At 69.4% G+C, this 23,732-nt stretch carries 18 protein-coding genes; 8 read left to right on the forward strand and 10 right to left on the reverse strand.

All coding sequences use genetic code 11. The features are described 5' to 3' along the window. Nucleotides 1–522: 522 nt before the first annotated feature. The gene (locus ACFU5V_RS20515; RefSeq protein WP_378433161.1) at nucleotides 523–981 is read left to right on the forward strand and encodes a MarR family winged helix-turn-helix transcriptional regulator; all 459 of its coding nucleotides are present in this window, start codon (nucleotides 523–525) and stop codon (nucleotides 979–981) included. Here the strand turns inward: ACFU5V_RS20515 and ACFU5V_RS20520 are convergent. From ACFU5V_RS20520 to glsA, 4 genes are all read right to left on the reverse strand, one after another. Beyond that, nucleotides 978–1,640 (reverse strand): SIMPL domain-containing protein, encoded by a 663-nt coding sequence (locus tag ACFU5V_RS20520; RefSeq protein ID WP_378433159.1) that lies wholly within the window; start codon nucleotides 1,638–1,640, stop codon nucleotides 978–980. The two genes, ACFU5V_RS20515 and ACFU5V_RS20520, sit on opposite strands and share 4 nt — an antisense overlap. Further along, nucleotides 1,637–2,476 (reverse strand): ABC transporter permease, encoded by an 840-nt coding sequence (locus ACFU5V_RS20525; protein WP_378701476.1) that lies wholly within the window; start codon nucleotides 2,474–2,476, stop codon nucleotides 1,637–1,639. The genes ACFU5V_RS20520 and ACFU5V_RS20525 overlap by 4 nt, the downstream gene beginning before the upstream one ends. Next, nucleotides 2,473–3,432, reverse strand: a complete 960-nt coding sequence (locus ACFU5V_RS20530) for an ATP-binding cassette domain-containing protein (protein ID WP_378701479.1) — start codon at nucleotides 3,430–3,432, stop codon at nucleotides 2,473–2,475. The genes ACFU5V_RS20525 and ACFU5V_RS20530 overlap by 4 nt, the downstream gene beginning before the upstream one ends. Nucleotides 3,433–3,525: 93 nt before the next feature. Continuing rightward, complete coding sequence (glsA, locus tag ACFU5V_RS20535; RefSeq protein WP_378701481.1) at nucleotides 3,526–5,346, reverse strand: glutaminase A; 1,821 nt, start codon at nucleotides 5,344–5,346, stop codon at nucleotides 3,526–3,528. A 251-nt stretch (nucleotides 5,347–5,597) separates the two neighbouring features. Here glsA and dxs point away from each other — a divergent pair, with 251 nt between their 5' ends. Then, the gene (gene dxs, locus ACFU5V_RS20540; RefSeq protein ID WP_378701524.1) at nucleotides 5,598–7,547 is read left to right on the forward strand and encodes a 1-deoxy-D-xylulose-5-phosphate synthase; all 1,950 of its coding nucleotides are present in this window, start codon (nucleotides 5,598–5,600) and stop codon (nucleotides 7,545–7,547) included. A 66-nt stretch (nucleotides 7,548–7,613) separates the two neighbouring features. On the opposite strand, the gene ACFU5V_RS20545 is transcribed toward dxs, so the two are convergent. Both ACFU5V_RS20545 and ACFU5V_RS20550 read right to left on the reverse strand, forming a co-directional pair. Then, complete coding sequence (locus ACFU5V_RS20545; RefSeq protein WP_378433151.1) at nucleotides 7,614–9,011, reverse strand: sugar porter family MFS transporter; 1,398 nt, start codon at nucleotides 9,009–9,011, stop codon at nucleotides 7,614–7,616. Nucleotides 9,012–9,107: 96 nt separating this feature from the next. Further along, nucleotides 9,108–10,124 carry an iron-siderophore ABC transporter substrate-binding protein gene (locus ACFU5V_RS20550; RefSeq protein WP_378701483.1) on the reverse strand — a complete coding sequence of 339 codons (1,017 nt, stop codon included), beginning with the start codon at nucleotides 10,122–10,124 and terminating at the stop codon, nucleotides 9,108–9,110. Between the two features lie 294 nt (nucleotides 10,125–10,418). On the opposite strand from ACFU5V_RS20550, the gene ACFU5V_RS20555 reads away from it, so the two are divergent. The 6 genes from ACFU5V_RS20555 to ACFU5V_RS20580 are packed head-to-tail and all read left to right on the forward strand — an operon-like array spanning nucleotide 10,419 to nucleotide 17,198. Next, nucleotides 10,419–11,198 carry a GntR family transcriptional regulator gene (locus ACFU5V_RS20555; RefSeq protein WP_378433149.1) on the forward strand — a complete coding sequence of 260 codons (780 nt, stop codon included), beginning with the start codon at nucleotides 10,419–10,421 and terminating at the stop codon, nucleotides 11,196–11,198. After that, nucleotides 11,195–11,422 carry a ferredoxin family protein gene (locus tag ACFU5V_RS20560; RefSeq protein WP_005240903.1) on the forward strand — a complete coding sequence of 76 codons (228 nt, stop codon included), beginning with the start codon at nucleotides 11,195–11,197 and terminating at the stop codon, nucleotides 11,420–11,422. Before ACFU5V_RS20555 ends, ACFU5V_RS20560 begins: the two co-directional genes overlap by 4 nt. 16 nt (nucleotides 11,423–11,438) lie before the next feature. Beyond that, nucleotides 11,439–12,869, forward strand: coding sequence for an ABC transporter substrate-binding protein (locus ACFU5V_RS20565; protein ID WP_378701485.1), 1,431 nt, complete (start codon nucleotides 11,439–11,441; stop codon nucleotides 12,867–12,869). Continuing rightward, a complete protein-coding gene (locus tag ACFU5V_RS20570; RefSeq protein ID WP_378433146.1) occupies nucleotides 12,866–13,723 on the forward strand; it encodes an ABC transporter permease in 858 nt (285 codons plus the stop codon). Before ACFU5V_RS20565 ends, ACFU5V_RS20570 begins: the two co-directional genes overlap by 4 nt. After that, nucleotides 13,720–14,499 (forward strand): ABC transporter ATP-binding protein, encoded by a 780-nt coding sequence (locus ACFU5V_RS20575; RefSeq protein WP_378433145.1) that lies wholly within the window; start codon nucleotides 13,720–13,722, stop codon nucleotides 14,497–14,499. The genes ACFU5V_RS20570 and ACFU5V_RS20575 overlap by 4 nt, the downstream gene beginning before the upstream one ends. Next, entirely contained in the window at nucleotides 14,499–17,198 is a 2,700-nt protein-coding gene (locus tag ACFU5V_RS20580) for a fumarate reductase/succinate dehydrogenase flavoprotein subunit (protein WP_378701488.1), read from the forward strand. The genes ACFU5V_RS20575 and ACFU5V_RS20580 overlap by 1 nt, the downstream gene beginning before the upstream one ends. Before the next feature lie 51 nt (nucleotides 17,199–17,249). Here ACFU5V_RS20580 and ACFU5V_RS20585 read toward each other — a convergent pair whose 3' ends face one another. The 4 genes from ACFU5V_RS20585 to ACFU5V_RS20600 form a co-directional block, all read right to left on the reverse strand. Continuing rightward, nucleotides 17,250–19,358, reverse strand: coding sequence for a 3-hydroxyacyl-CoA dehydrogenase NAD-binding domain-containing protein (locus ACFU5V_RS20585; protein WP_378701490.1), 2,109 nt, complete (start codon nucleotides 19,356–19,358; stop codon nucleotides 17,250–17,252). Next, a complete protein-coding gene (locus ACFU5V_RS20590; protein ID WP_378442059.1) occupies nucleotides 19,359–20,567 on the reverse strand; it encodes a thiolase family protein in 1,209 nt (402 codons plus the stop codon). 149 nt (nucleotides 20,568–20,716) lie between these two features. After that, a complete protein-coding gene (locus ACFU5V_RS20595; protein WP_378701494.1) occupies nucleotides 20,717–22,003 on the reverse strand; it encodes an HRDC domain-containing protein in 1,287 nt (428 codons plus the stop codon). A 49-nt stretch (nucleotides 22,004–22,052) separates the two neighbouring features. After that, nucleotides 22,053–23,447 (reverse strand): wax ester/triacylglycerol synthase family O-acyltransferase, encoded by a 1,395-nt coding sequence (locus ACFU5V_RS20600; RefSeq protein WP_378442351.1) that lies wholly within the window; start codon nucleotides 23,445–23,447, stop codon nucleotides 22,053–22,055. Nucleotides 23,448–23,732: the final 285 nt, after the last annotated feature.

Genomic DNA, 23,732 nt, shown 5'->3' on the forward strand with positions numbered 1-23,732 from the left:
GCTCATCGATCACCCCCTTCCCGACGGTCTGCTGCCCCACCTCTCGCAGGGCCTCGACTCTAACGCCGACCACCGACAAGTACCGCTCGATCCGCGCCACCGGCGAACCGGGGCAATCGATCCCACCACACCACACCACCGGGTAGCGGCCCTCGGGGCCCGTCGACGAGCATCCGCCCGCGCCCCGCCCGCGCCCCGCCCGCTGCTCCCCGGGACACGAACCGCGATCCTCCCCAATAGATACCTCCGCCCTCTCGGGAGTCGCTCCCGCACAACCCGATACAGTTCTGCCCAGATCGGCGCTCGGTCCGCGAGGCCACAGAGTCGGGGACCCGAACCCGCGCGCCGAGAAAGCAACCGGCCCTCCGTCGGCGACCGTGCGCACCCGAACGACCGGCACTCCACGAATTCCGCAGTCACCAGTTCGCGGTGGCAGACAGTGCCAGAAACCGATAGCGAGTATTAGATACATTGGCAACAGATGAGAGCCTGCAGGTAGTGGGTGTTCGGGACGGGGACAGGATGTCGGTACAGGCAGATACTGCGCAAGCGCTCGTCGATGCGGTGTTCGCGCTCGGGCGGTCGTTGCGGGCGGTCGTCTCCGCGAGCGGCGAGACCCCGATCGCGCCCGCACTGACGAGCGTGCTCTTCGTCCTCGCGGCGCGCGGGGAGTGCCGGCAGAACGAACTGGCCGCCGACCTGTGCGTGAGTCAGTCGTCGCTGAGCAGGCAGATTTCGGAACTGGTCGACGCCGGATACGTGTCCCGCGCCGCCGATCCCCACGACAAGCGGGCCTCCCGGATCCGGGTGTCGCCGAGCGGGATGGACATCCTCGCCGAGACGACGGCGCGGCGGGCCGAACGGCTGCGCGGCATGCTCGAAGGCTGGTCGCAGGAACAGGCGCTGGCGGCGGTGACGTCGCTGACCCAGCTCACCGACACGTTCGCCGCCTCGGTGCAGCAGCGCGGCCCCCGGGCCTAGACCAGACGCCACCGCACGCGGACGTCCACCCGCGTCGGTTTCTCGCCGCGTTCGACGGCGACCGGGGAGTCGGCCGCCGCGAACGCCTTCGCGACCGGTCGCGGGGACACGTCGCCGACCTCGACCTCCGCGATGTCGAGCACCTCTCCCAGCGCGCGCCCCGACAGCGAGGCGTACTGCTCCGCCCTGTCGAGGGCATCGGCCCACGCCCGCTCCCGGGCGGTCGCCGCCAGCGCGGCCGGATCGGAAAAGTCGAATTCGAGTCCGCCGAGCCGGATGTCGTCACCGCCCGCACCGACACAGGCGGCCACCACCTGCGCCGGCGGCGGGGCGTCCGCACCGGCCTCGCGGACCGTGATCTGCAGCGTCGTCGCCGCGGTGTAACCCGTCACCTCGCTGCCGCGGCCCTCGGCCCACGTCGTCTCGGAGTGCACGGACAGCCCGGTGGTCGCGAGGTCGGGCCCCGAGACACCGTATTCGCGCAGGGTGTCGGTGACCGCGGTGCCCGCCCGGGCGACGGCCTCGAACGCGTCGGCCACCGCGGGACGCGTCGCCGTCACCGTGACGGTGATGCGGACGAGATCCGGAACCGCGGAGACGATTCCGGATCCGCGCACCGTCACCGCACGCGCGGCGGGATCGGCCTCCGGCACCGTCACGACTTCCGGTTGTACAGGCGCATCGTCAGCGGTCCGAAGATCACGACGAACCCGGCGCACCACCCGAACACGACGGCGAGATCCGCCATCTCCACCGACCCCGCCATGAGCCCGCGAATCGACGTCACCAGTGCGCTGATCGGATTGACGCCGACGAACGCCTGGAGCCAGCCCGGCATGGTCGCGGGGTCGACGAAGATGTTGCTGGCGAACGTCAGCGGGAACAGGATGAACATCGACACCCCCATGACCGCCTGCTCGGTGCGCATGAGCATCGCGAACATCGTCCAGATCCACGACAGGCTGAACGAGAACAACAGCAGCAGTCCGATCGACGCCACCACCCCGACGAACCCGCCGTCCGGACGGAACCCCAGGACCAGCCCGAGGATCAGGACGATGATCGAGGCGATCGTGTAGCGGACGACGTCACCGAGCAGCGCGCCGACGAGAGGTGACGGACGCCAGATCGGGAGCGACCGGAACCGGTCGAAGACACCCTTCTCGATGTCCTTGTTGAGTGTCAGGCCGGTGTACATGGTGATCATGACGACCGTCTGCACGAGGATGCCCGGCAGAAGGAACTGCACGTAGGCGCTGGTCGATCCGGCCAGCGCGCCCCCGAACAGGTACGTGAACATCAACGTGAACATGATCGGGAACATCGTCACGTCGAACAGTTGCTCGGGGACGTGCTTGATCTTCAGCAGGGCCCGCCAGCCGAACGACAGCGACGTCGACCACGCGGTGGGCCGCGCGGGCCGGGGGCCGGGCATCTTCAGGACGTCGGCGACAGCGGTGGCGGTGTCGGCGGTCCGGTCGGTGGTGGAGGTCATGCGTGCTCCTCGGTGGGTCGGCCGGTGAGGGAGAGGAAGACTTCGTCGAGGCTCGGCTGCCCCAATGCGAATGTGCTGACGGCGATTCCGGCGTCGTCGAGTGCGGGCAGCGCCCGTGAGACCCGGGCCGGGTCGTCGATGCGGGCGGTGAGGGCGGCCGGATCCGCTTCCTCGGTGACCGGCACCTCGAGCACGTCGCGCAGCAGCGCCGCCGCCGCGGGGCGGGTAGTGATGTCGGTGACCCGCACGTGCAGCGCACCCGATCCGACGGAAGCCTTGAGTTCGCCGGTGGTGCCCTCGGCGATCACCTTGCCGTGGTCGATGACGGCCACCCGGTCGGCGAGTTGGTCGGCCTCGTCGAGGTACTGCGTGGTCAGCAGTACCGTCGTTCCGCCGGCCACCAGCGCGCGGACGATCTCCCACACCTGATTGCGGCTGCGGGGGTCGAGACCGGTGGTGGGTTCGTCGAGGAAGATCATCTCCGGGGTGACGATGATGCTGGCTGCGATGTCGAGTCGCCGGCGCATGCCACCGGAGTAGTTCTTCACCTGCCGGTTGCCCGCCTCTTCCAGCCCGAACGCGGACAGCAACTGCTCGGACCGGGTGCGCGCCGCCGCGCGGGAGTACCCGTACAGCCGGCCCAGCAGCAGCAGATTCTCGCTACCCGTCAGATCCTCGTCGAGCGAGGCGAACTGCCCGGTCAGGGCGACCTTGCTGCGCACGGCGTCCGGTTCGGTCGCGACGTCGTGTCCCAGCACGGTGGCGGTTCCACCGTCGAGGGGCAGCAGCGTGGCCAGCATGCGGATCGCGGTGGTCTTGCCCGCGCCGTTCGGTCCGAGGACGCCGTAGACGCCGCCGAGGGGAACGGCCAGATCCAGGCCGTCGACCGCGTGGGTGGATCCGAACGTCTTGACGAGTCCCGTCGTCTCGATGGCCAGCTTTGTCGCTGTGAGCATTGCACCCTGCTTTCGATTCGAGCGTCGTCGGTTCCGAGCCCCAAGCCTGTCCGATTTTTCCGGTTCGGGCAACGGGTTTTTCCCGTGAGCCGGTCAGAGTCCGCCGCCCTGGCGCAGCAGCGCCCGCAGCATCACGTCGAGTTGCTCGTACGCGCCCGTCGCGAGACGTTCGAGCAGCGCCAGCTTCAGTTTCGGTTCCTCCGAGGCCATTTCGGTGTAGCGCTCGGTGGTCAGCACCGCGACCGTCACCTCGGTGTCGGCGCGGACGTCGTTGAGGAAACGGGAGTCGATCATCATCGTCATCTCCCCGAAGCTCATGCCGGCCGACAACGTCATGATCCGGTGCACCGCACCCGCATGGTCGGTGACCGTGGAACTGACGCTGCCGGACAGGATGAGGAACAGCCCGGCGGCCCGGTCACCCCGGTGGATGACGAGGTCGCCGCGGGCGTACGTACGGGTGACGAGGTCGCGGGTGAACCGTTCGAGTTGTATCGCGCTGAGCGTGGACAGCATGGGGTGCTCGGTGATCGTGACGGACGACGGCTGACGGGCCGTGCTGCAGTGCCGGTCGAGGAGGATGTCCTCACACCACTGCACGGCGGCGTCCAGGTCGGCGAACACCCGGCCCGCCCGTCCCGACAGGTCGGAGCGGGTGTTGCCGAGCAGACCGGCCGGGTCGACGAACGCCAGCGCGCACCCGCACTGTGCGAGGTCGGCCCGCAGGGTCTCGAACATCCGGCGGGCGACCCCGCTGACGTCGTCGACGCGCCGGACGTCGATCACCACCGCCTCCAGGTCCTCCTCGACGCCGCCGATCTCGCGGACGGCGCTCTCCGCGCCGGCGAACAGCAGATCGCCGTGCAGTTCGTAGATCCGGCTGCGTTTGCCGACGTCGTCGAGGGTGGCGCGCTCGGCGGGGGACCGCCGCATCCGGGACGGGGCGTCCGACACCGAGTACCGGGCGCGGACCGCGGAACGGGCGGCGCGGGTGACGTGCAGGAAGTGCAGTTCCAACTCGTTCGACAGGGCGCGGCACGCCTCGACTCCACGGACGCTGTTGCCGTGGGAGTCGAGGCGCGGCGAATAGATCGCGATCCCGATCTGACCGGGCAGGACGGCGAGCACGCCGCCCCCGACGCCGCTCTTGGCGGGCAGCCCGACCTCGTAGACCCATTTGCCTGCGGCGTCGTACATGCCGCACGTCGACATCACACTCAAAACCCGCTCGACCAGTGCAGGCTCGAGGACGGTCTCCCCGGTGACGGGATTGACGCCGTTGTTCGCCATCGTCGCCGCCATCAGGCTCAGATCGCGGCACGTCACGTCGAGGGAGCACTGACGGAAGTAGAGGTCGACCGCCTCGTCGGGGTCGCCGGTGATGATGTCGAACGAGCGCAGCATGTGGCCGATCGCCCGGTTGCGGTGCCCGCTCCGCGACTCGGACTCGTACACCGACCGGTTGAACGTCAGGTCCCGTCCCGCGTACCGGGAGTACGTGGACCGGATCCGCTCGAACCGTGTTTGAAGGTCGGGACCGGCCACGAGCGACGTCGCCGTGATCGCCCCGGCGTTGATCATGGGATTGCGGGGCCGCTCCGTCCGCGGATCCAGGCTGATCTCGTTGAACGGCTCCCCGGACGGTTCGACGTCGATCTTCTCGGCGACGGCGGCGGAGCCGCGATCGGCGAGGGCCAGGGCATACGTGAACGGTTTCGAGATGGACTGGATCGTGAACGGCAACCGGGTGTCGCCGACCTCGTACACGTAGCCGTCCACGGTCGCGACGCAGATGCCGAACGAATCGGGGGCGACCGCCGCGAGCTCGGGTATGTAGTCGGCGAGCTGTCCGCCGCGGTTCTCCCGGGTCTCGGTGAAGACTTTTCCGATCAGCGCGTCCACGACGGTGCTCATGAGAAGACCCTAGAGGCTGTTCACGGCGAAGTCGGGTGTTCCGCCGGGCCCACCCGGCGACACAATTGTGTGAAGCCGGTCACGGCTGTGGCCGGAATGCCCGAGGACGAAGCCGCACCACGGGGCCGCCGCGACCGGTACCGTGTGTCCCGACCTTCCGCGGCTCCGTAGACTGGTTCCACTGTGACGTGACACGAAGCCACGTGGCAGAGGCACGCAAGGCGGCGTGCATCACGGAGGGAGCGATCTCGTTGGGTGTTCTTGCCCGTATCCAGACGCCTGACGATCTTCGTCAGCTGAATCCGGCGGAGATGAAGCAGCTCGCCGCGGAGATTCGCGAGTTCCTCGTGCAGAAGGTCGCCGCGACCGGCGGGCACCTCGGCCCCAACCTGGGCGTCGTCGAGCTGACCCTCGCGCTGCACCGCATCTTCGAGTCGCCGGCCGACCCGATCATCTTCGACACGGGCCACCAGGCGTACGTCCACAAGGTCCTCACCGGCCGCAAGGACGATTTCGACTCGCTCCGCAAGCAGGGCGGCCTGTCCGGCTACCCCTGCAGGGCGGAGAGCGAGCACGACTGGGTCGAGTCGTCGCACGCGTCGGCGGCGCTGTCGTACGCCGACGGCCTCGCGAAGGCCTTCGAACTGACCGGCCAGGCCCGGCACGTCGTCGCCGTCGTCGGTGACGGAGCCCTGACCGGCGGCATGTGCTGGGAGGCGCTGAACAACATCGCCGCGGGCAAGGACCGCTCGGTGGTCATCGTCGTCAACGACAACGGCCGCTCGTACGCCCCGACCATCGGCGGTCTCGCGGACCACCTCGCCGCTCTCCGGCTCCAGCCGGGCTACGAGCGCATCCTCGACAGCGGCCGGAGGATGGTGAAGAAACTTCCGTGGGTCGGACGAACCGCCTACTCGGTGCTGCACGGGATGAAGGCGGGCCTCAAGGACGCCGTCGCCCCGCAGGTGATGTTCACGGACCTGGGCATCAAGTACCTCGGACCGGTCGACGGCCACGACGAGGCCGCGCTCGAATCCGCGCTGCGCCGCGCGAAGGCGTTCGGCGGACCGGTGATCGTGCACGCCGTCACCCGCAAGGGCATGGGTTACGCGCCCGCCGAGAACCACGTAGCCGATCAGATGCACTCGACCGGCGTGATCGACCCGGTCACCGGCAAGTCGGCCGGATCGGCGTCCGCCGACTGGACGTCGGTGTTCTCCGCCGAGCTGATCGACCAGGCGAGCCACCGTCAGGACATCGTGGCGATCACCGCCGCCATGGCGGGCCCGACCGGTCTCGCCGCGTTCGGCGAGAAGTACCCCGACCGGATGTTCGACGTCGGCATCGCCGAGCAGCACGCCGTCACGTCGGCCGCAGGCCTGGCGCTCGGCGGCCTGCACCCGGTGGTGGCGGTCTACTCGACGTTCCTCAACCGTGCGTTCGACCAGTTGCTGATGGACGTGGCGCTGCTGAAGCTGCCCGTCACCCTCGTCCTCGACCGCGCGGGAATCACGGGCAGCGACGGCGCCAGCCACAACGGCATGTGGGACATGTCGCTGCTGGGCATCGTCCCCGGGATGCGGGTCGCGGCTCCCCGCGACACGGCCACCCTGCGGGAGGAACTGGACGAGGCGCTGGCCGTCGACGACGGGCCGACCGCTCTGCGCTTCCCGAAGGGCACGGTCGGTGACGATGTGCCCGCCGTGAGCCGCCTCGACGGCGTCGTCGACGTCCTGCACGCCCCCTCCGGGCGCAACGACGTGCTCATCGTGTCGGTTGGCGCGTTCGCCGGTCTCGCGCTCGCCGCCGCGGAACGTCTGGAACAGCAGGGCATCTCGGCGACCGTCGTCGACCCGCGGTGGGTGCTGCCGGTGCCGGAGTCGCTGCTGAAGCTCGCCGAGGACTACACGATGGTGGTCACCGTCGAGGACAGCGGTCTGCACGGCGGTGTCGGGTCCACCGTGTCCGCCGCGCTGCGATCGGCCGGGGTCGACGTGCCCTGCCGCGATCTCGGTGTTCCGCAACGGTTCCTCGACCACGCGTCCCGTGCGCAGATCCACGCCGAGCTGGGACTGACCGCGCAGGACGTCGCCCGGCAGATCACCGGGTGGTTCGCCGGACTCGGCAACCCGCGCCCCGGGCAGCAGAACGGGGTCGTCGCGGGCCTCGACGCGCAGCGCGCGGAGAACACCGGCCAGTAGGACCGCCTCACACGACAGATCCGGCCGAATCACAGTGTGATTCGGCCGGTTCCGTCGGTACCTGGGTCAGGTGTGCATTTCCTCGAGTTCCATGCCCTTCGTCTCCCGGACCTTCAACCGGACGAAGAAGTAGGACAGCAGCGCGAAGAACGCGAACAGTCCGTACAGGAACCACAACCCGACCGAGCGGGTGAGCGGCGGGAACGACAGCGTGACCGTGAAGTTCGCGATCCAGTTCGCCGCCGTGCTGATCCCGAGGGCGTAGGCGCGCATGTTGTTGGGGAACATCTCGCCGAGCATCACCCACATGATCGGGCCCCACGTGGCGGCGAAGAAGATCACGAACAGGTTGGCGCCGATCAGCGCGAGCGCTCCCCAGGGGCTGGGGAGCACGACGTCGTCGCCGCTGCCGGTCGCCTGGGAGAAGGCGACAGCGGCCAGCAGCAGGCTCACGAACATGCCGAGCGAGCCCACCTCGAGCAGAATCTTCCGGCCGATCCGGTCGACGAACAGGATGGCGACGAACGTCATGCCCACGTTGATGATCGCGGTGATCACCGACGTGGTGAACGACTCGTTCTCGGTGAAACCCACCGACTTCCACAGCGTCGTGGAGTAGTAGAAGATTGCGTTGATGCCCACGAACTGCTGGAAGACGGCCATGAAGATGCCGACCCAGACGAGTGGCTGCAGCCCGAACTTCGGTCCGCGGATGTCGTCGAACGACGCCGTCGACTCGTGCCGGAGGGTCAGCCGGATCTCGGAGACGCGTTCCTGTGGGTCGACCTCGCCGGTGATGTTCGCGAGGATGTCGGCGGCCTCCTGATCGAGGTGCTTGCCCACCAGGTATCGCGGCGACTCGGGGATCATCAGGGCGAGAACGCCGTACACGACCGCGGGAATCACGCCGACGAGGAACATCCAGCGCCAGGCCTCGAGGTTGAGCCACAGTTCGTTCGACGCGCCGCCCGCCGCATTCTGCAGCACCGCGTCCGACAGCAGCGCGGCGAAGATGCCGAGCGTGATCGCCAGTTGCTGCAGCGACGCCAGCGCGCCGCGGTACCGGGCAGGCGCGATCTCCGAGATGTACGTGGGCGCAATGACCGACGCGATACCGATGCCCAGACCGCCGAGGACGCGCCACAGCATGAGGTCGGGGACGCTGAACGCGAGACCGGACCCGAACGAGGACACGATGAACAGCACCGAGCCGAGCAGCATCACTTTCTTGCGGCCCCAGCGGTCCGCGAGGCGGCCCGCAAACCACGCGCCCACAGCACATCCGAGCAGTGCGATCGCCACGGCGAATCCCGTGAAGAACGACCCCAGCTCGAAATGGTCCTGGATGGAGTCGACGGCGCCGTTGATGACCGAGCTGTCGAAACCGAAGAGAAAACCACCCACCGCAGCGGCGACGGTGACGCCGATGACCTTCGCGGTGTGTCTTTCGGACATCTGCGTCATCGCATACCTGCTTTCGACGAGCGTTCCTGATGCGGGCACAACCGAACTAGGTGTCCCGGAATACGCTACGCCCGACACCGCCTCTCAGGCGGGAGTTCAGGCACCCGCTTTCGTCGCGGCCTCGCTGAGCTGAGGCGTCAGCTTGTCCAGAACCCACGGTGTCGCGAGGACGCTGGTCTGGCTGAGCCCCGAGATGATCTTCGTGTCCGACAGCGCGACCGCGGTACCACGGCCGATGGCACCGAGATTCGCGTAGGCCGGGTTCGCGGCGACGGTGGTGTTCTCCGGGACGAACGCGACCACGACGTCGGCGTCCACGTCGGAGATGTTCTCCACGGAGATGTCGGCGAAGAACTTGTCGGGGTCGTTCGACGCGGCCAGCTTCTGTACGCCGGGGGACACGCTGAAGCCGAGCTGCGTCAGCACCTGGACGCGGGGATCGGAGGGCATGTAGACGTTGACCGTCGCGGCGTCGGTGTCGAAGTTGATCACCGAGATCGTCTTGCCCGCGAACTCGGGATGCGCGGCGGCGGTCCGGGCGAGGGTGTCGTCGAGACCGGCCACCAGCTGCTCGGCTTCGGCGCTCTTGCCGAGTGCCTGCCCGACCAGTGTGGTCTGGTCCTGCCACGTGGTCTGCCACGCCTTGTCCGGGTACGCGACGGTGGGGGCGATGCCCGACAGCTTCTCGTACGTCGCCTCGTCGAATCCCTCGTACGGCGCGAGGACCACATCGGGCGCCAGCGCGGCGACACCCTCGACGGGGGTGGACGTGGCCGCGTCGAGCAACGTGGTCGCGGACGGGTCGAAACGGTCCTGCAGCCAGGGCATCACGCCGTTCGCCTCGGCGCCGTAGGTGTACTTCGGCATGCCGGCCGGTGTCTGGCCGAGGGCGTACACGACGTCCTGGGCGTTCCATCCGAGGGTGACGATGCGTTCGGGTGCCGCGTCGAGGGTGGTCGATCCGAACGTGTTCTCGATGGTGACCGGGAATCCGTCACCGGACGCTTCCGCGGCGCCTCCGCCGTCGCCGGACGAGCACGCGGCGAGGAAGAGGGACGAACTGGCCACGGCGAGTGCGACGGCGAGCTGACGTCTGGCGGTGGGTGCGAACACAGCAACGACTCCTTCGGGACGAAAACAGAAGGTAAGCCTAACCTAGAGTCGGGCGCTCGTTCGGCGGACGGCGCCACTTCGAATCACCGTGATTGGAATTCCCGGGCCCGCCTCCGACTGGCGCATTGGCGGGTCGGCGTCGTGTTCGCGCTGGTGAGACGAGTCGCCTCCGGCGTGGACCCGGCCGATTCGCCGAGGCGCCCGGGGCGGGTGTCCGCGACGACTCCGGGCCCCGCGGACTGCCGTTAGCGTGTGTCTTCGGCCAGCTCACACGCACAATCGACGAAGGAAACCATGGTGGTGAATCCGACTCCCCTCCAGACGGCGTCACGCAGTTCCCGCGCGGACCATGCGCGCAGATTCGCCGACCTGCTGCGGCAGCAGATCCACGCGGAGTCCTTCGCCGACCGCGGATTGCCGTCGGAAGCGGAGTTGGCCGCCGAGTTCGGCGTGTCGCGCAACGCGGTGCGCGACGGACTGGCGCTGTTGAAGCAGGAGGGGCTCATCGACCGTGCCCCCCGTGTGGGAACCCACGTGGCGCAGCGCAAGTACGACCACGGCCTCGACGCCCTCCTGGGGCTGAAGGAGACGCTGAAGGGGCACGGCGAGGTCCGCAACGACGTCCGCGCGGCCGTGGAGATCAGCCCGCCGCCCGCCGTCGCCCGCCGGCTGCAGCTGGAGCCGGGCGAACCCGCCGTGTACATCGAGCGGGTGCGCTACCTCGGCGACCTCCCGCTCAGCCTGGACCTCACGTACCTCGTCCCCGACATCGGTGCCGAGATCCTCGGCCGCGACCTCGAAACCAACGACGTGTTCGCGCTGATCGAGGAGGTCTGCGGTCAGCCGCTGGGTTCCGCCGATCTGGCGATCGAGTCCGTCAACGCCGACGCGCACTCCGCCGCGAACCTCCAGACCCCCGAGGGTGCGGCGCTCCTGCTGCTCGAGCGCCTCACCCGGCTCGTCGACGGACGCCCGGTCGACCTCGAATACATCCGCATGCGCGGTGACCGGATCACCATGCGCAGCAACCTCGTCCGCAGACCCGACATCACGAACTGGGAGCTCACCTCATGACCTTGGTCAACCAACGCGCCGACGTACCCGTCACCATCGACGAGTCGCTGTGCATCGAGGGCTGCACCCTGTGCGTCGAGATCTGCCCACTCGACTCCCTCGCCATCAACCCGGAGAACGGCAAGGCGTTCATGCACGTCGACGAATGCTGGTACTGCGGCCCCTGCGCCGCGCGCTGCCCGACCGGCGCGGTCACCGTGAACATGCCGTACCTCCTCCGCTGAGCGAAAGACCACACAGATGAAGCGACGCTTCCCCACCTTCGCGATCGCCGCCGCGGCACTGACACTCGTGGCGACGAGTTGCTCCCTCGAACCCTCGACCGGCGACGGTGACGCGGTCACCGTGGTGATCGGGTACCAGTCCAAGACGATCAACACCGTCACCGCCGGAACTCTGCTGCGGGCCCAGGGCTACCTCGAACAGCGCCTGCAGGACGTCACGGAACGGACGGGGACGAAGTACTCCGTCGAGTGGCAGGACTACGACACGGGTGCGCCGATCACCGCTCAGATGGTGGCCGAGAAGATCGACATCGGATCGATGGGCGACTACCCCATGCTGATCAACGGGTCCCGCACCCAGGCGAACCCGCGCTCGAAGACGGACATCGTCTCGGTGACCGGATACAACCCCGAGGGCGCGCTGAACATGGTGGTGGTGCCACCGAACTCACCGGCGACCACGCTCGGCGACCTCGCCGGACAGAAGGTGTCCGCGAGCGTCGGCTCCGCAGGCCACGGCACCCTCGTCCAGGCACTCGACCGCGCCGGGATCGACCCGGCCACCGGCGTCGAGATCCTGAACCAGCAGCCGCAGGTCGGATCGTCGGCACTGGAATCCGGTCAGGTGGCGGCATTGTCGCAGTTCGTCGCGTGGCCCGGACTCCTCGTCTTCCAGGACAAGGCCAAGCTGCTCTACGACGGCGCCGAACTGCACACCCCGACGCTGCACGGTGTGGTGGCCCGGGAGGCGTACGCGGACGAGCACCCGGAGGTACTCGACGCGTTCCTCCGGGCGCAGCTCGACGCCACCCGGTTCGTGCAGACCGAACCCCTCGAGGCGTCGCGGATCGTCGCCGACGCCAGCGGGCTGCCGCAGGAGGTCGTGTACCTGTACAACGGCCCGGGCGGCACCTCCTTCGACACCACGCTCAAGCCCGGCCTGATCGGTGCGCTGAAGAACGATGTGCCGTACCTGAAGTCGATCGGCGACTTCACCGACCTCGACGTCGACGGTTTCGTGAACGACGCACCGCTGCGGGCCGCGTTCGAGGCGGACGGTCAGGACTACGACACCACGCTCGCGTCCACCGCCAACCCCGCCGCCGTCACCGGCACCGACCCCGTGTGCGCCGCGCCCGCGACCGACCCGGCGCTGGCCGGGGAGGTGTGGTTCGACGGCGCCACCGAGACCCAGCCCGCCGCGAACCCGACCTGCCTGCTCCGGGCGGTGAAACAGGCCCGCGCCGAGGGTCGCGCCGTGCGCGCCGGCTACGTTCCCGACGCCGAACTGGGCACCCGATGGTTCGCGGACAAGGCCGTGTGGGTACGCGACGGCGACACCTTCCTGCCGTTCACCACCGGCGCCGCGGCCGACCGCTACCTGCGCACGCACCCGTCGGGGGCCGTGGTCACCTACGACCGCGCCGTCGAGGAGGTCCGGCCGTGACCACACTGGAACAACCGGACGTCCTTCCCGGCACCGAAGGTGTTGTGGAAGAACATGATCCGGAGGCGCGCCGACAGTCGTCGCCGTGGCGGTCCCGGCTCGTGCGGGTCGCCTCGGTGCTGGCCGCGATCCTCGCGTGGCAGCTGCTGACCGCCCACGACATCCGGCTGTGGCTGCGGTTCGACACACTCCCCACCGTCACCGACGTGGTGTCCGCGTTCGGAACCCAGCTGCAGACCGACCTGTTCTACCTCGACCTCGGACAGTCGCTGATCCGCATCCTCAGCGGATTCGGACTCGCCACGGTGATCGGGGTGGCCACCGGAATCGCCCTCGGCAGATCGGAACTGTTCGCCGACGTCCTCGGCCCGCTGACCGAACTCGCGCGGCCGATCCCCGCCATCGCGGTGGTACCCGTCGCGATCCTGCTGTTCCCCAGCGACGAGGCGGGCATCGTGTTCATCACGTTCGTCGCCGCGTTCTTCCCGATCATGGTGAGCACCCGGCACGCCGTCCGGGCACTCCCCACGCTGTGGGAGGACTCGGTGCGCACCCTCGGCGGCGGACGCTGGGACGTCCTCGCCCGGGTCGTGCTGCCCGGGATCCTGCCCGGCGTGTTCGGTGGACTGTCCGTCGGGATCGGGGTCGCCTGGATCTGCGTGATCTCCGCCGAGATGATCTCCGGCAGGCTCGGTGTCGGGTACCGCACCTGGCAGGCGTACACGATCGTCGACTATCCCGGCGTCTTCGTCGGCATGATCACCATCGGCGTCCTCGGATTTCTCACGTCCGGGGCCGTCGAACTGCTCGGCAGGCGCGTCACCCGCTGGCTGCCCCGAGGGGAGCGCGCATGACCGCCACCACCGGAACGCCCGTGGCTGCCGGCATGTCGCTGGTCCTCGACGACGTCACCCTGTCCTACACCGGCACACCCGTCATCCGTTCACTGTCGCTGACCGTGGTGCCCGGCGAGATCCTGGTGCTCACCGGACCTTCGGGGTGTGGCAAGTCCACGGTGCTGCGGGCACTGGCGGGCCTGCTGCCGCCGGATTCGGGGCGGGTCGTCGCCGACGGTGCCGCGGTGGAGTCCACCTCCCGGGACCGGGCGGTCGTCTTCCAGGACAACGCGCTGCTGCCGTGGCGCACGGTGCGCTCGAACATCGAACTGGCCCTCGCGCTGCGCGGCGAACCCCGCAAGGGGCGCCGTGAGACCGCCGACCGCTGGATCGCCGAGGTGGGTCTGACCGGGTTCGGCGACTTCCTGCCGAAGAACCTCTCCGGCGGCATGCGCCAGCGGGTCCAGTTGGCGCGCGGGCTCGCCGGCGCGCCGCGGGCCGTGATGATGGACGAACCGTTCGGCGCCCTCGACACCCAGACCCGCGGCGTCATGCAGCGACTGCTCGTCGACACGTGGAGCACGCACCCGACGACGGTGGTGTTCGTGACCCACGACGTGGACGAGGCGGTGCTGCTCGGCGATCGGGTGGCGGTGCTGGGCCGGGCGGGTGAGCCGCTGCGGGCGCTCGTCGACATCCCGCACCCCCGCGACCGCGACCACCTCGACCATCCCGGCACCCGTGCCGCCCGCGCCGACGTCCTCGGCGCGCTGAACCACACTCCGGAGACCTGATGGACATCCCCGACCTCGCCGACACCGTCCGACTCGACTGCGACGTCCTCGTCATCGGTGGCGGCACGGCAGGCACGATGGCGGCGCTGACCGCCGCCGAGAACGGCGCGAACGTGCTGTTGCTCGAGAAGGCGCACGTGCGCCATTCCGGGGCACTCGCCATGGGCATGGACGGTGTCAACAACGCCGTCATCCCCGGCAAGGCCGAACCCGAGGACTACGTCGCCGAGATCACGCGCGCCAACGACGGAATCGTCAACCAGCGCACCGTGTACCAGACCGCGACCCGCGGTTTCGCGATGGTGCAGCGCCTCGAGAAGTACGGCGTCAAGTTCGAGAAGGACGAGTACGGCGAATACGCGGTCCGCCGGGTCCACCGCTCCGGTTCGTACGTGCTGCCGATGCCCGAGGGCAAGGACGTGAAGAAGGCGCTCTACCGGGTGCTGCGGCAGCGGAAGATGCGCGAGAAGATCCGCATCGAGAACCGGCTGATGCCGGTCCGGGTCCTGACGGAGAACGGCCGGGCGGTCGGCGCCGCGGCGCTGAACACCCGCACCGGCGAGTTCGTCGCGGTCGGCGCGAAGGCGGTCATCCTCGCGACCGGCCCGTGCGGCCGGCTGGGACTGCCGGCGTCGGGGTACCTCTACGGCACCTACGAGAACCCCACGAACGCCGGCGACGGCTATTCCATGGCCTACCACGCGGGCGCCGAACTCAGCGGCATCGAATGCTTCCAGATCAACCCCCTGATCAAGGACTACAACGGCCCGGCCTGCGCGTACGTCGCGAACCCGTTCGGCGGCTACCAGGTCAACGCCGAGGGGGAGCGGTTCGTCGACTCCGACTACTGGTCCGGGCAGATGATGAGCGAGGTCAAGAGCGAGATCGAATCCGCCCGCGGCCCCATCTATCTCAAGGTCAGCCACCTGCCGGAGGAAACCCTCGACACGCTCGAGTCGATCCTGCACACCACCGAACGCCCCACCCGCGGCACATTCCACGCGAACCGCGGTCACGACTACCGCAGCCACGACATCGAGATGCACATTTCCGAGATCGGCTTGTGCAGTGGGCATTCCGCGTCCGGCGTGTGGGTGGACGAGCACGGCGCGACCACCGTCCCGGGTTTGTACGCCGCCGGCGACCTGGCCTGCGTCCCGCACAACTACATGATCGGCGCGTTCGTCTACGGCGACCTCGCCGGATCCCACGCCACCGGCACCCTGCCCGACGTCGACGCGCCGGACGCGCTGCCCACGGAACAGCTGGCCGCCGCACACGAGCTGATCTACCGGCCGCTGCGCAACCCGGACGGCCCGCCCCAGCCGCAGGTCGAGTACAAGCTGCGCCGGTTCGTCAACGACTATGTGGCACCGCCGAAGACGGCGACGAAACTGTCGATCGCCGTCGAGACGTTCGAACGGATGGCGGGGGAGATCGCCGGGATGGGCGCGACCACCCCGCACGAGCTGATGCGCTGCGCGGAGGTCACGTTCATCCGCGACTGCGCCGAAATGGCGTCCCGCAGTTCCCTCACCAGGACCGAGAGCCGGTGGGGGCTGTACCACGAACGCGCCGATCTTCCCGAGCAGCGGGACGACGAATGGGGTTACCACCTGAATCTGCGGCGCGGCGAGAACGGCGACATGGAATTCTTCAAGCGCCCCGTCGAGCCGTACTTCGTGCCGGTGCCCGGACTCGATTCCCTTCCGCCGGTGGACCGCGCCGTCGTCCCCGTCGCTCAGCCGCCGCTGGTCGGGGGCCGCGCGCCGGTGGAGGAACGTTCCCGCATCGCGGCGCCTGCCCGGCAGGAGCCGTCCTCACCGGCCATCGTCGCGGTCCTCGGACTCGACGCCCCGAGCGTCGCCGAACTCGCACCGTACCTGCAGGACGCCGATCCGCAGGTCCGCGTCACGGCACTGTCCGTACTGACCGAAGGGACGCCCGACGGATTCGGCGCCGCCCTCGTCGACGCGCTCGGCGACGGCGCGGTGACGGTGCGCCGCGCTGCCGCCGACGGACTGCGCGAACTCGTCGAGGTGCTGCCGTCCGCGGACGGACTGGCCGAGCACCTGGGGTCGTCCGACGCCGTGGTCCGGGCCGCCGTGGTCGACGTCCTGCGCGCCCTGCACGCCGGTGCGGCGGAACACTTCCTGACCGCGCTGTCCGACGGCGACCATCACGTGCGGATCGAGGCGGTGCGGGCACTGGTGTCGCTGGACCGGTGGGAATCGGTGGCCGCGGGAGCGCACGACGAGAACCGCGAAGTGCGGATCACCGTCGCGCACGGCCTGGCCACCGTCGGGCTCGGCGGTGTCGAGACGGTGCGCACGCTGGCCGGAGACCGGGACCCGCTGGTGCGCGCCGCCGCGCTCACGGCGTTCGCGAGCCTCGGTTGCCGCGGCGACGATGTCGCGCTCGCGACGACGGCGCTGCGGGAGTCGGCGTGGCAGATCCGGCAGGGTGCCGCCCGGGCACTCGCCGGTGCGGACCCCGACGTCGCGGTGCCCGTGCTGGCGGACGCCCTGACGGACGCGCACCTCGACGTGCGCAAGGCCGCGGTCCTCGCACTCGGCCGGTGGACCGGCGACCGCGGCGCCGTCGACGCCCTCACCGCCGCGCTCGAGGACACCGACGCCGACGTGCGGGCCTACGCCCGCCAGGCCCTCGCCGCCGCCGACCACGTCCCCGTCCCCTGAGCAGGTGAGTGGCAATGCGTGCTCGGGCACACATTGCCACTCACCTCCGGGTCAGACGCTCGCGACGCCCGGCGCCAGGAACCGCTTGCCGTTGACCGCCTCGGACGTGCCGGTGCGGTCCAGGTACGGCGTGATGCCCCCGTTCCAGAAGCCGAACCCGCCGCCGAGGATCAGGCAGAGATCGATGTCCTCGGCCGCCGCGACGACACCCTCGTCGAGCATGATCTGGATCTCCTCGGCGAACGCGCGACGCGTGCGCTCGAGAACCTCCGCGGACGTGGACGCCTTGTCGCCCTGCTTCCACAGCGCCGCGACCTCGGGGTCGACGACCTGCTTGCCGTCGGCGCCGTAACTCCACACCGCCGGTTTCTTCGCCTCGACCAGCGCCTCGAGCCCGGGGGAGTTGTGGAACCGCTCCGGGTACGCCGCGGCGAGGGTCTCGCCGGTGTGCAACGCGACCGCCGGACCGACGAGCGCCAGCAGCGTGAACGGGGTCATCGGCATGCCGAGTTCGGCGATGGCGTTGTCGGCCACCTCGAACGGGGTGCCCTCGTCGACCGCGTTCATGACCTCACCGAGGGTGCGGATCAGGAGCCGGTTGAAGACGAACCCGGGCAGGTCGGCGGAACCGACGGCCGACTTCTTCAGCGCCTTCGCGGTGGCGAATGCCGTTGCCAGGGTAGCGTCGTCGGTCTTCCGGCCCTTGATGACCTCGAGCAGCGGCAGCACGGCCACCGGGTTGAAGAAGTGGAAGCCCACCACCCGCTCGGGGTGCTTCAGGTCCGCGGCCATCTCGGTGATCGACAGCGAGGACGTGTTGGTGGCAAGGATCGTCTCGGGGGCGATGTGCTCCTCGAGTTCCGCGAAGATCTTCTTCTTCAGGTCGAGGTTCTCGAACACGGCCTCGATCACGAAGTCGGTGTTCGCGAACGCCGCCTTGTCGAGCGACCCGGACACGAGTGCCTTCAGACGGTTGGCGGCGTCAGGGGACAGCCTGCCCTTGCCCTGCAGCTTGTCGATCTCGCCGTGGACGTAACCGACACCCTTGTCGATGCGCTCCTGGTCGATGTCGGTGAGGACGACCGGCACCTTCAGCTGGCGGACGAACAGCATCGCGAGCTGGCTGGCCATCAGACCGGCCCCGACGATGCCGACACCGGTGACCTTGCGTGCGAGCGACTTGTCCGGTGCGCCCGCGGGCCGCTTGGCCCGCTTGTTCACCAGGTCGAACGCGTACAGACCCGCGCGGAGTTCGTCGGCGAGCAGCAGGTCGGCGAGGGCCTCGTCCTCGGCGGCGAAGCCCTTGTCGAGCGACGCCGGGTCGGTGAGATCGGTGGTCCGGGCCAGCTCGAGGAGTTCGACGGCCTTGACCGGTCCGGGCGCGTTGTTCTTGGTCCTGCCCTCGACGATCGCCTTCGCGCGGGCGATCGCGTCGTCCCAGCCCGTGCCCCGGTCGATCTCGGGACGCGCGGGGGTGATCTCGCCGGCCAGGACCTGCGCCGCCCAGGCGAACGACTGCTCGAGGAAGTCGGCCGAACCGAACACCGCGTCGACGACGCCGAGTTCGAGGGCCTTCTTCGGGGTGAGCGTCCGGTTCTGGTTCAGCGCGTTCTCGACGACGACGGTGACCGCGTTCGAAGGACCGATGAGGTTGGGCAGCAACTGCGTTCCGCCCCAGCCCGGCACCAGCCCGAGGAACGTCTCGGGCAGACCCAGAGCGCCGGCGCTCTCGGAGGCGGTGCGGTAGTGACTGTGTAGCGCGACCTCGAGGCCGCCGCCGAGCGCGACGCCGTTGACGAACGCGAACGTCGGGACGGACGATTCGCGCAGCCGACGGAACACCTTGTGCCCGAGGCGGCCGAGTTCGAGCGCCTGATCCCGGTTCGTGATGCTCGGAACACCCTTGAGGTCCGCCCCGGCGGCGAAGATGAAGGGTTTGCCGGTGATGGCGATCGCGACGGGGTGGGCGGCGAACGCCTCGTCCAGGGCGGCGTCGAGGGCCGCCAGGCCGCCGGGCCCGAACGACGACGGCTTGGTGTGGTCGAAACCGTTGTCGAGGGTGATCAGCGCGACGGGGCCCTCGATGCCCGGTACCGCGACGATCTTGGTGTACGCGTTGGTCACGACCTCGTCGGCGAATGCCGTTGCAATGTCGGTCATCTACTTGGCTCCATCGAAGTTCGGGTTCTCCCAGATCACGGTTCCGCCCATGCCCAGACCGATGCACATCGTGGTCAGGCCGTAGCGGACGTCGGGGCGCTGGGCGAACTGGCGGGACAGCTGGGTCATCAGGCGGACGCCGGAGGACGCGAGGGGGTGGCCGCACGCGATGGCGCCGCCCCACTGGTTGACTCGCGGATCGTCGTCGGCGATGCCGTAGTGCTCGAGGAATGCGAGGACCTGGACGGCGAACGCCTCGTTGATCTCGAACAGGCCGATGTCCTCGATCTTCAGACCGGTGCGGGCCAGCAGTTTCTCGGTGGCGGGCACCGGCCCGATGCCCATCACGGCGGGGTCGACGCCCTGGAACGCGAATCCGACCATGCGCATGCCGATCGGCAGCCCGAGTTCGAGCGCGGTGTCCTCACCGGCGAGGAGAGCGGCGGTGGCGCCGTCGTTCAGGCCGGCCGCGTTGCCCGCGGTGATGCGCCCCGCGGGACGGAACGGCGTCTTCAGCTTCGCGAGGTCCTCGAGGGTGGTGCCCGGACGCGGCGGCTCGTCCTCGGTGGCCAGCCCCCAGCCCGCGGCGGAGCGGGTGGCGACGGGTACGAGGGTGTCGGCGATGAAACCGGCCTTGCGGGCGGCCTCGTACTTGTTCTGGCTGGCGACGGCGTACGCGTCGGTGCGGTCCTTGGTGATGGTCGGGAACCGGTCGTGCAGGTTCTCGGCCGTGTTGCCCATGACCAGTGCGCTGGGGTCGACGAGGCGGTCGGCGAGGAAACGGGGGTTCGGGTCGGCGCCCTCACCCATCGGGTGGTGGCCCATGTGTTCGACGCCGCCGGCGATCACCACGTCGTACTGGCCGAATCCGATGCCCGAGGCGGTGGTGGTGACGGACGTCATGGCGCCTGCGCACATGCGGTCGACGGCGAATCCGGGAACCGTCTCGGGGAGCCCGGCCAGGATCGCGGCGGTGCGGCCGATGGTGAGGCCCTGGTCGCCGGTCTGCGTGGTCGCGGCGATCGCGACCTCGTCGATGCGCGCGGGGTCGAGTTGCGGGTTACGGCGAAGCAGCTCGCGGATGGTCTTGACGACGAGGTCGTCGGCGCGGGTCTCCGCGTACATGCCCTTGGGTCCGGCCTTGCCGAACGGAGTGCGGATGCCGTCGACGAACACGACGTTGCGTTGAGTTGTGGTGGATGGAGCCACGCGAATTCCTCCTGATGGAGCAGTTTGGTTCCGGATCACGGCCAGGCGTCCGGCCTCCAGACCAGCGTACCCCTACCGTTACTCGCGGGTAACTTAATGGGTACGTCATCGGGAATTCACGCGCTCACCCCGCGTGTCGGCGATCGCGATCAGTCGTCGCCGGAGCTCTTCTGCTCGGCCGCGGCGCGCAGCGCGGCTTCCAGCCGGGGCACGGTCAGCATCCGCTGCCAGGGTCGCGCCCCGCCCGCGTCGAGCACCCGGTCGATCGCCGCCGCGGCGCCGTCCTCGGGCGCCGCCCAGTCCCAGCACAGCCTCCGGACGAGTTCCGGGGTCACCAGGTTCTCCACCGGCACCGACACCTCCGCCCCGAGGGCGGCCAGCGCGGCGCGGGCCGCCGTCAGCCGCTCGGCAGCGTCGGGGTCGTGCCGCGCCCACCGGCTCGCGGGCGGCGGCCCCGTGAACGGCGGAGTCTTCGGGGGGAGTTCGGAATCCGGCAGCGCCCGGGCATCCTCGAGCGCCTGCAGCCAGATCCGGGAATGCCGCCGCTGCCGGGGACCGCCGAACACCGGCAGCGCCCGCAGCGCATCGATGCTGCGGGGATCCTTGGTCGCGGCGTCGATGATCGCCGAATCCGGAAGTACCCGGCTGGGGGAGACGTCGCGTTTGCGGGCCAGGTCCTCCCGGGCCTGCCACAGCGAGCGCGCGGCGGCGAGCTGCCGCTGGTTCTTCAGCGACGTGATGTGCGACGTGCGCCGCCAGCGGTCGGGCTTGGGCCGCGGTGGCCCGGCGAGCCGGATGTGCTCGAATTCCTGCGCCGCCCACTCGCTCTTGCCCTGCTGCTCGAGTTCTGCCGCCATCACGTTGCGCAACTCGACCAGAACCTCGACGTCGAGGGCCGCGTAGTTCAGCCAGGTGTCGGGCAGCGGCCGCTTCGACCAGTCGGCGGCGCCGTGCCCCTTCCGCAGTTCGAGGCCCAGCGTCCGCTCGACGATCGCGGCGAGGCCGACCCGTTCGAACCCGGCGAGGCGCCCCGCCAGTTCGGTGTCGAACAGCGTCGCCGGCGCCAGGCCGATCTCCGCCAGCCCCGGCAGATCCTGGTCGGCGGAGTGCAGGATCCATTCCAGCGGGTTGATCACCTCCGCCAGCGGGGTGAGATCGGCGGCGGTGGGGATCGGGTCGAGGAGCACCGTCCCCGCGCCCTCCCGGCGCAGCTGCACGAGATACGCCCGCGCCGAATAGCGGAAGCCGGACGCCCGCTCGGCGTCGACCGCCAGCGGCCCGGTGCCCTCGCTCAGCGCGGCCGCGGCCTTCGCGACACCCTCCGCCGTGGTCACCACGTCGGGCACGCCGTCCCGGGGTGCGAGCAGGGGTACTACCTGCCTGCCGGGTTCTTCGGCGGGGACGGGTGACGAGGCGTCGTCGGTGACTTCGGACATGACAGCTGACTCTACGTCTCTTCGGGATTCGCGCAGCGCACCGGCGGGTTCACGGCCGGTTCCCCGCTGCCTCGACGAGCTCGTCCAAGGCCGCCGGAAACGCGTCGACGAGGTCCCAGAGGTGGGGCGCGAGTTCCGGGCAGCTCATCAGACCGACGTCGAGTTGACCGTTCAGCGACATCACCGTCACGTTGAGGCCCGCGCCGTGGAAGATCGGGCCCAGCGGGTACATCGCCCGGATCAGGGCGCCCAGGAAGTACAGCGGGACCGACGGTCCCGGCACGTTGGAGATCACGAGGTTGTGGACCACCGGATGCCGTTCCGCCAGGCCGAGGGTCGAATAGAGGCGCATCGCGGTGCCGAACACGGCCTGACCGGCGAACTGGGACCAGTCCTGTAGCAGGCTCGCGCCGAGGGTCTCGTTGTGTTCCTTGGACGTCGAGTTGTGCTCGCCGATCGCCAGCAGGCGTTCGGCGGGATCCTCGATCTGGGTGCCGAGTTGGGTGAACATCCCGGACACCTGGTTGGTGCCGGGCCGGTCCGATTTTCCGTGGACCGACACCGGGACGATCGCGACCAGTGACTTGTCGGGCAGTTCCCGGCGGCTGTGCAGGTACTTCCGCAGTGCGCCCGAGCACAGGGCGAGGACGACGTCGTTGACCTTGACGTCGAACGCGTTCTTGACCGTCTTGACCTTGTCGAGGTCGAGCTGGGTGAACGCGAGATTGCGGTGGCTGGTCAGCGTGCCGTTGAGGGACGTGCGCGGTGCGGTGAACGGCGCGGGCATCGCCTCGCCGCGCCGGGCCCGGCCGATCCAGCGGGGCAGCACCGTCAGGCTCTGCGGGACGATACGCAGCAGTTTCGCGGGCCGGGACGCGACGGCGAGCAGCCCGCCCACGGCGATGTCGAGCGTGCTCGCCTGCCCCGCGCTCTCGGCGGAGTCGTCGCGGTCGGGCCGCGGGGCGTCCGGTTCGAGGCCGCACAGCTGGGCCATCATGTTCGCGCCGGTGATCCCGTCGACGCCGGCGTGGTGCATCTTCGACATCACGGCGACGGAACCGTCCTCGAGCCCCTCGATCACCCACATCTCCCACAGCGGCCGGGCGCGGTCGAGGGGGATGCCCGCGATGTCGCCGCACAGTTCGGCGAGCTCGTCGCGGCCGCCGGGGGCGGGAAGGGCGACGCGGTGGCAGTGCCGGTCGATGTCGAAGTCGGCGTCCTCGACCCACACGGGGTGGTCGAGGTTGAACCGGGAGTCCTGCAGCTTGCGCCGGAAGGCGGGAATCGCCTCGGTGCGGGCGCCGAGTTCGGCCTTGAGTCCGGCGAACGTGTATCCACCCGGAACCGTCGAGACGTCGAGGACGATGACGCCGCAGACGTGAAGGAGTTGCGTCGACGTTTCGAGGTAGAGGAAGGACGCGTCGAGACCGCTGAGTCGCTGCATGAACCGATGTTAGAACACGTTCTAGAAGTTGGTCCAACGAATTGTAGAACCGCGAGGTCCGCGCGGCGGAGGGCCGGCGCGAGGCCGCTCGGCGTCGTTCTCGATCCGGTCGGCACAAGCGGGGGTGGGCAACCATCTCATTAGAACATGTTCTACGGTTGGGGGTATGACCCGAGGCTTCGTTCTCCGGCAGGCCGTCGGTGCCGCACTCGCCGCCAACGCCCTGCGTCCCCTGCCCGGCGCGCCCACCTCGGTGGTCGCCTTCTTCTCGGGGTGGCTGACCAC

The organism is Rhodococcus sp. NPDC057529 (assembly GCF_042802055.1).
GTDB lineage: Bacteria > Actinomycetota > Actinomycetes > Mycobacteriales > Mycobacteriaceae > Rhodococcus_F.

What these genes read in the sequence shown, in the direction of transcription:
- ACFU5V_RS20515 (WP_378433161.1), top strand. Translation starts at nt 523, where the DNA reads ATGTCGGTACAGGCAGATACTGCGCAAGCGCTCGTCGATGCGGTGTTC.
- ACFU5V_RS20525 (WP_378701476.1), bottom strand. Translation starts at nt 2,476, where the DNA reads ATGACCTCCACCACCGACCGGACCGCCGACACCGCCACCGCTGTCGCC.
- ACFU5V_RS20530 (WP_378701479.1), bottom strand. Translation starts at nt 3,432, where the DNA reads ATGCTCACAGCGACAAAGCTGGCCATCGAGACGACGGGACTCGTCAAG.
- glsA (WP_378701481.1), bottom strand. Translation starts at nt 5,346, where the DNA reads ATGAGCACCGTCGTGGACGCGCTGATCGGAAAAGTCTTCACCGAGACC.
- ACFU5V_RS20545 (WP_378433151.1), bottom strand. Translation starts at nt 9,011, where the DNA reads ATGACGCAGATGTCCGAAAGACACACCGCGAAGGTCATCGGCGTCACC.
- ACFU5V_RS20555 (WP_378433149.1), top strand. Translation starts at nt 10,419, where the DNA reads ATGGTGGTGAATCCGACTCCCCTCCAGACGGCGTCACGCAGTTCCCGC.
- ACFU5V_RS20560 (WP_005240903.1), top strand. Translation starts at nt 11,195, where the DNA reads ATGACCTTGGTCAACCAACGCGCCGACGTACCCGTCACCATCGACGAG.
- ACFU5V_RS20565 (WP_378701485.1), top strand. Translation starts at nt 11,439, where the DNA reads ATGAAGCGACGCTTCCCCACCTTCGCGATCGCCGCCGCGGCACTGACA.
- ACFU5V_RS20575 (WP_378433145.1), top strand. Translation starts at nt 13,720, where the DNA reads ATGACCGCCACCACCGGAACGCCCGTGGCTGCCGGCATGTCGCTGGTC.
- ACFU5V_RS20580 (WP_378701488.1), top strand. Translation starts at nt 14,499, where the DNA reads ATGGACATCCCCGACCTCGCCGACACCGTCCGACTCGACTGCGACGTC.
- ACFU5V_RS20585 (WP_378701490.1), bottom strand. Translation starts at nt 19,358, where the DNA reads ATGACCGACATTGCAACGGCATTCGCCGACGAGGTCGTGACCAACGCG.
- ACFU5V_RS20595 (WP_378701494.1), bottom strand. Translation starts at nt 22,003, where the DNA reads ATGTCCGAAGTCACCGACGACGCCTCGTCACCCGTCCCCGCCGAAGAA.
- ACFU5V_RS20600 (WP_378442351.1), bottom strand. Translation starts at nt 23,447, where the DNA reads ATGCAGCGACTCAGCGGTCTCGACGCGTCCTTCCTCTACCTCGAAACG.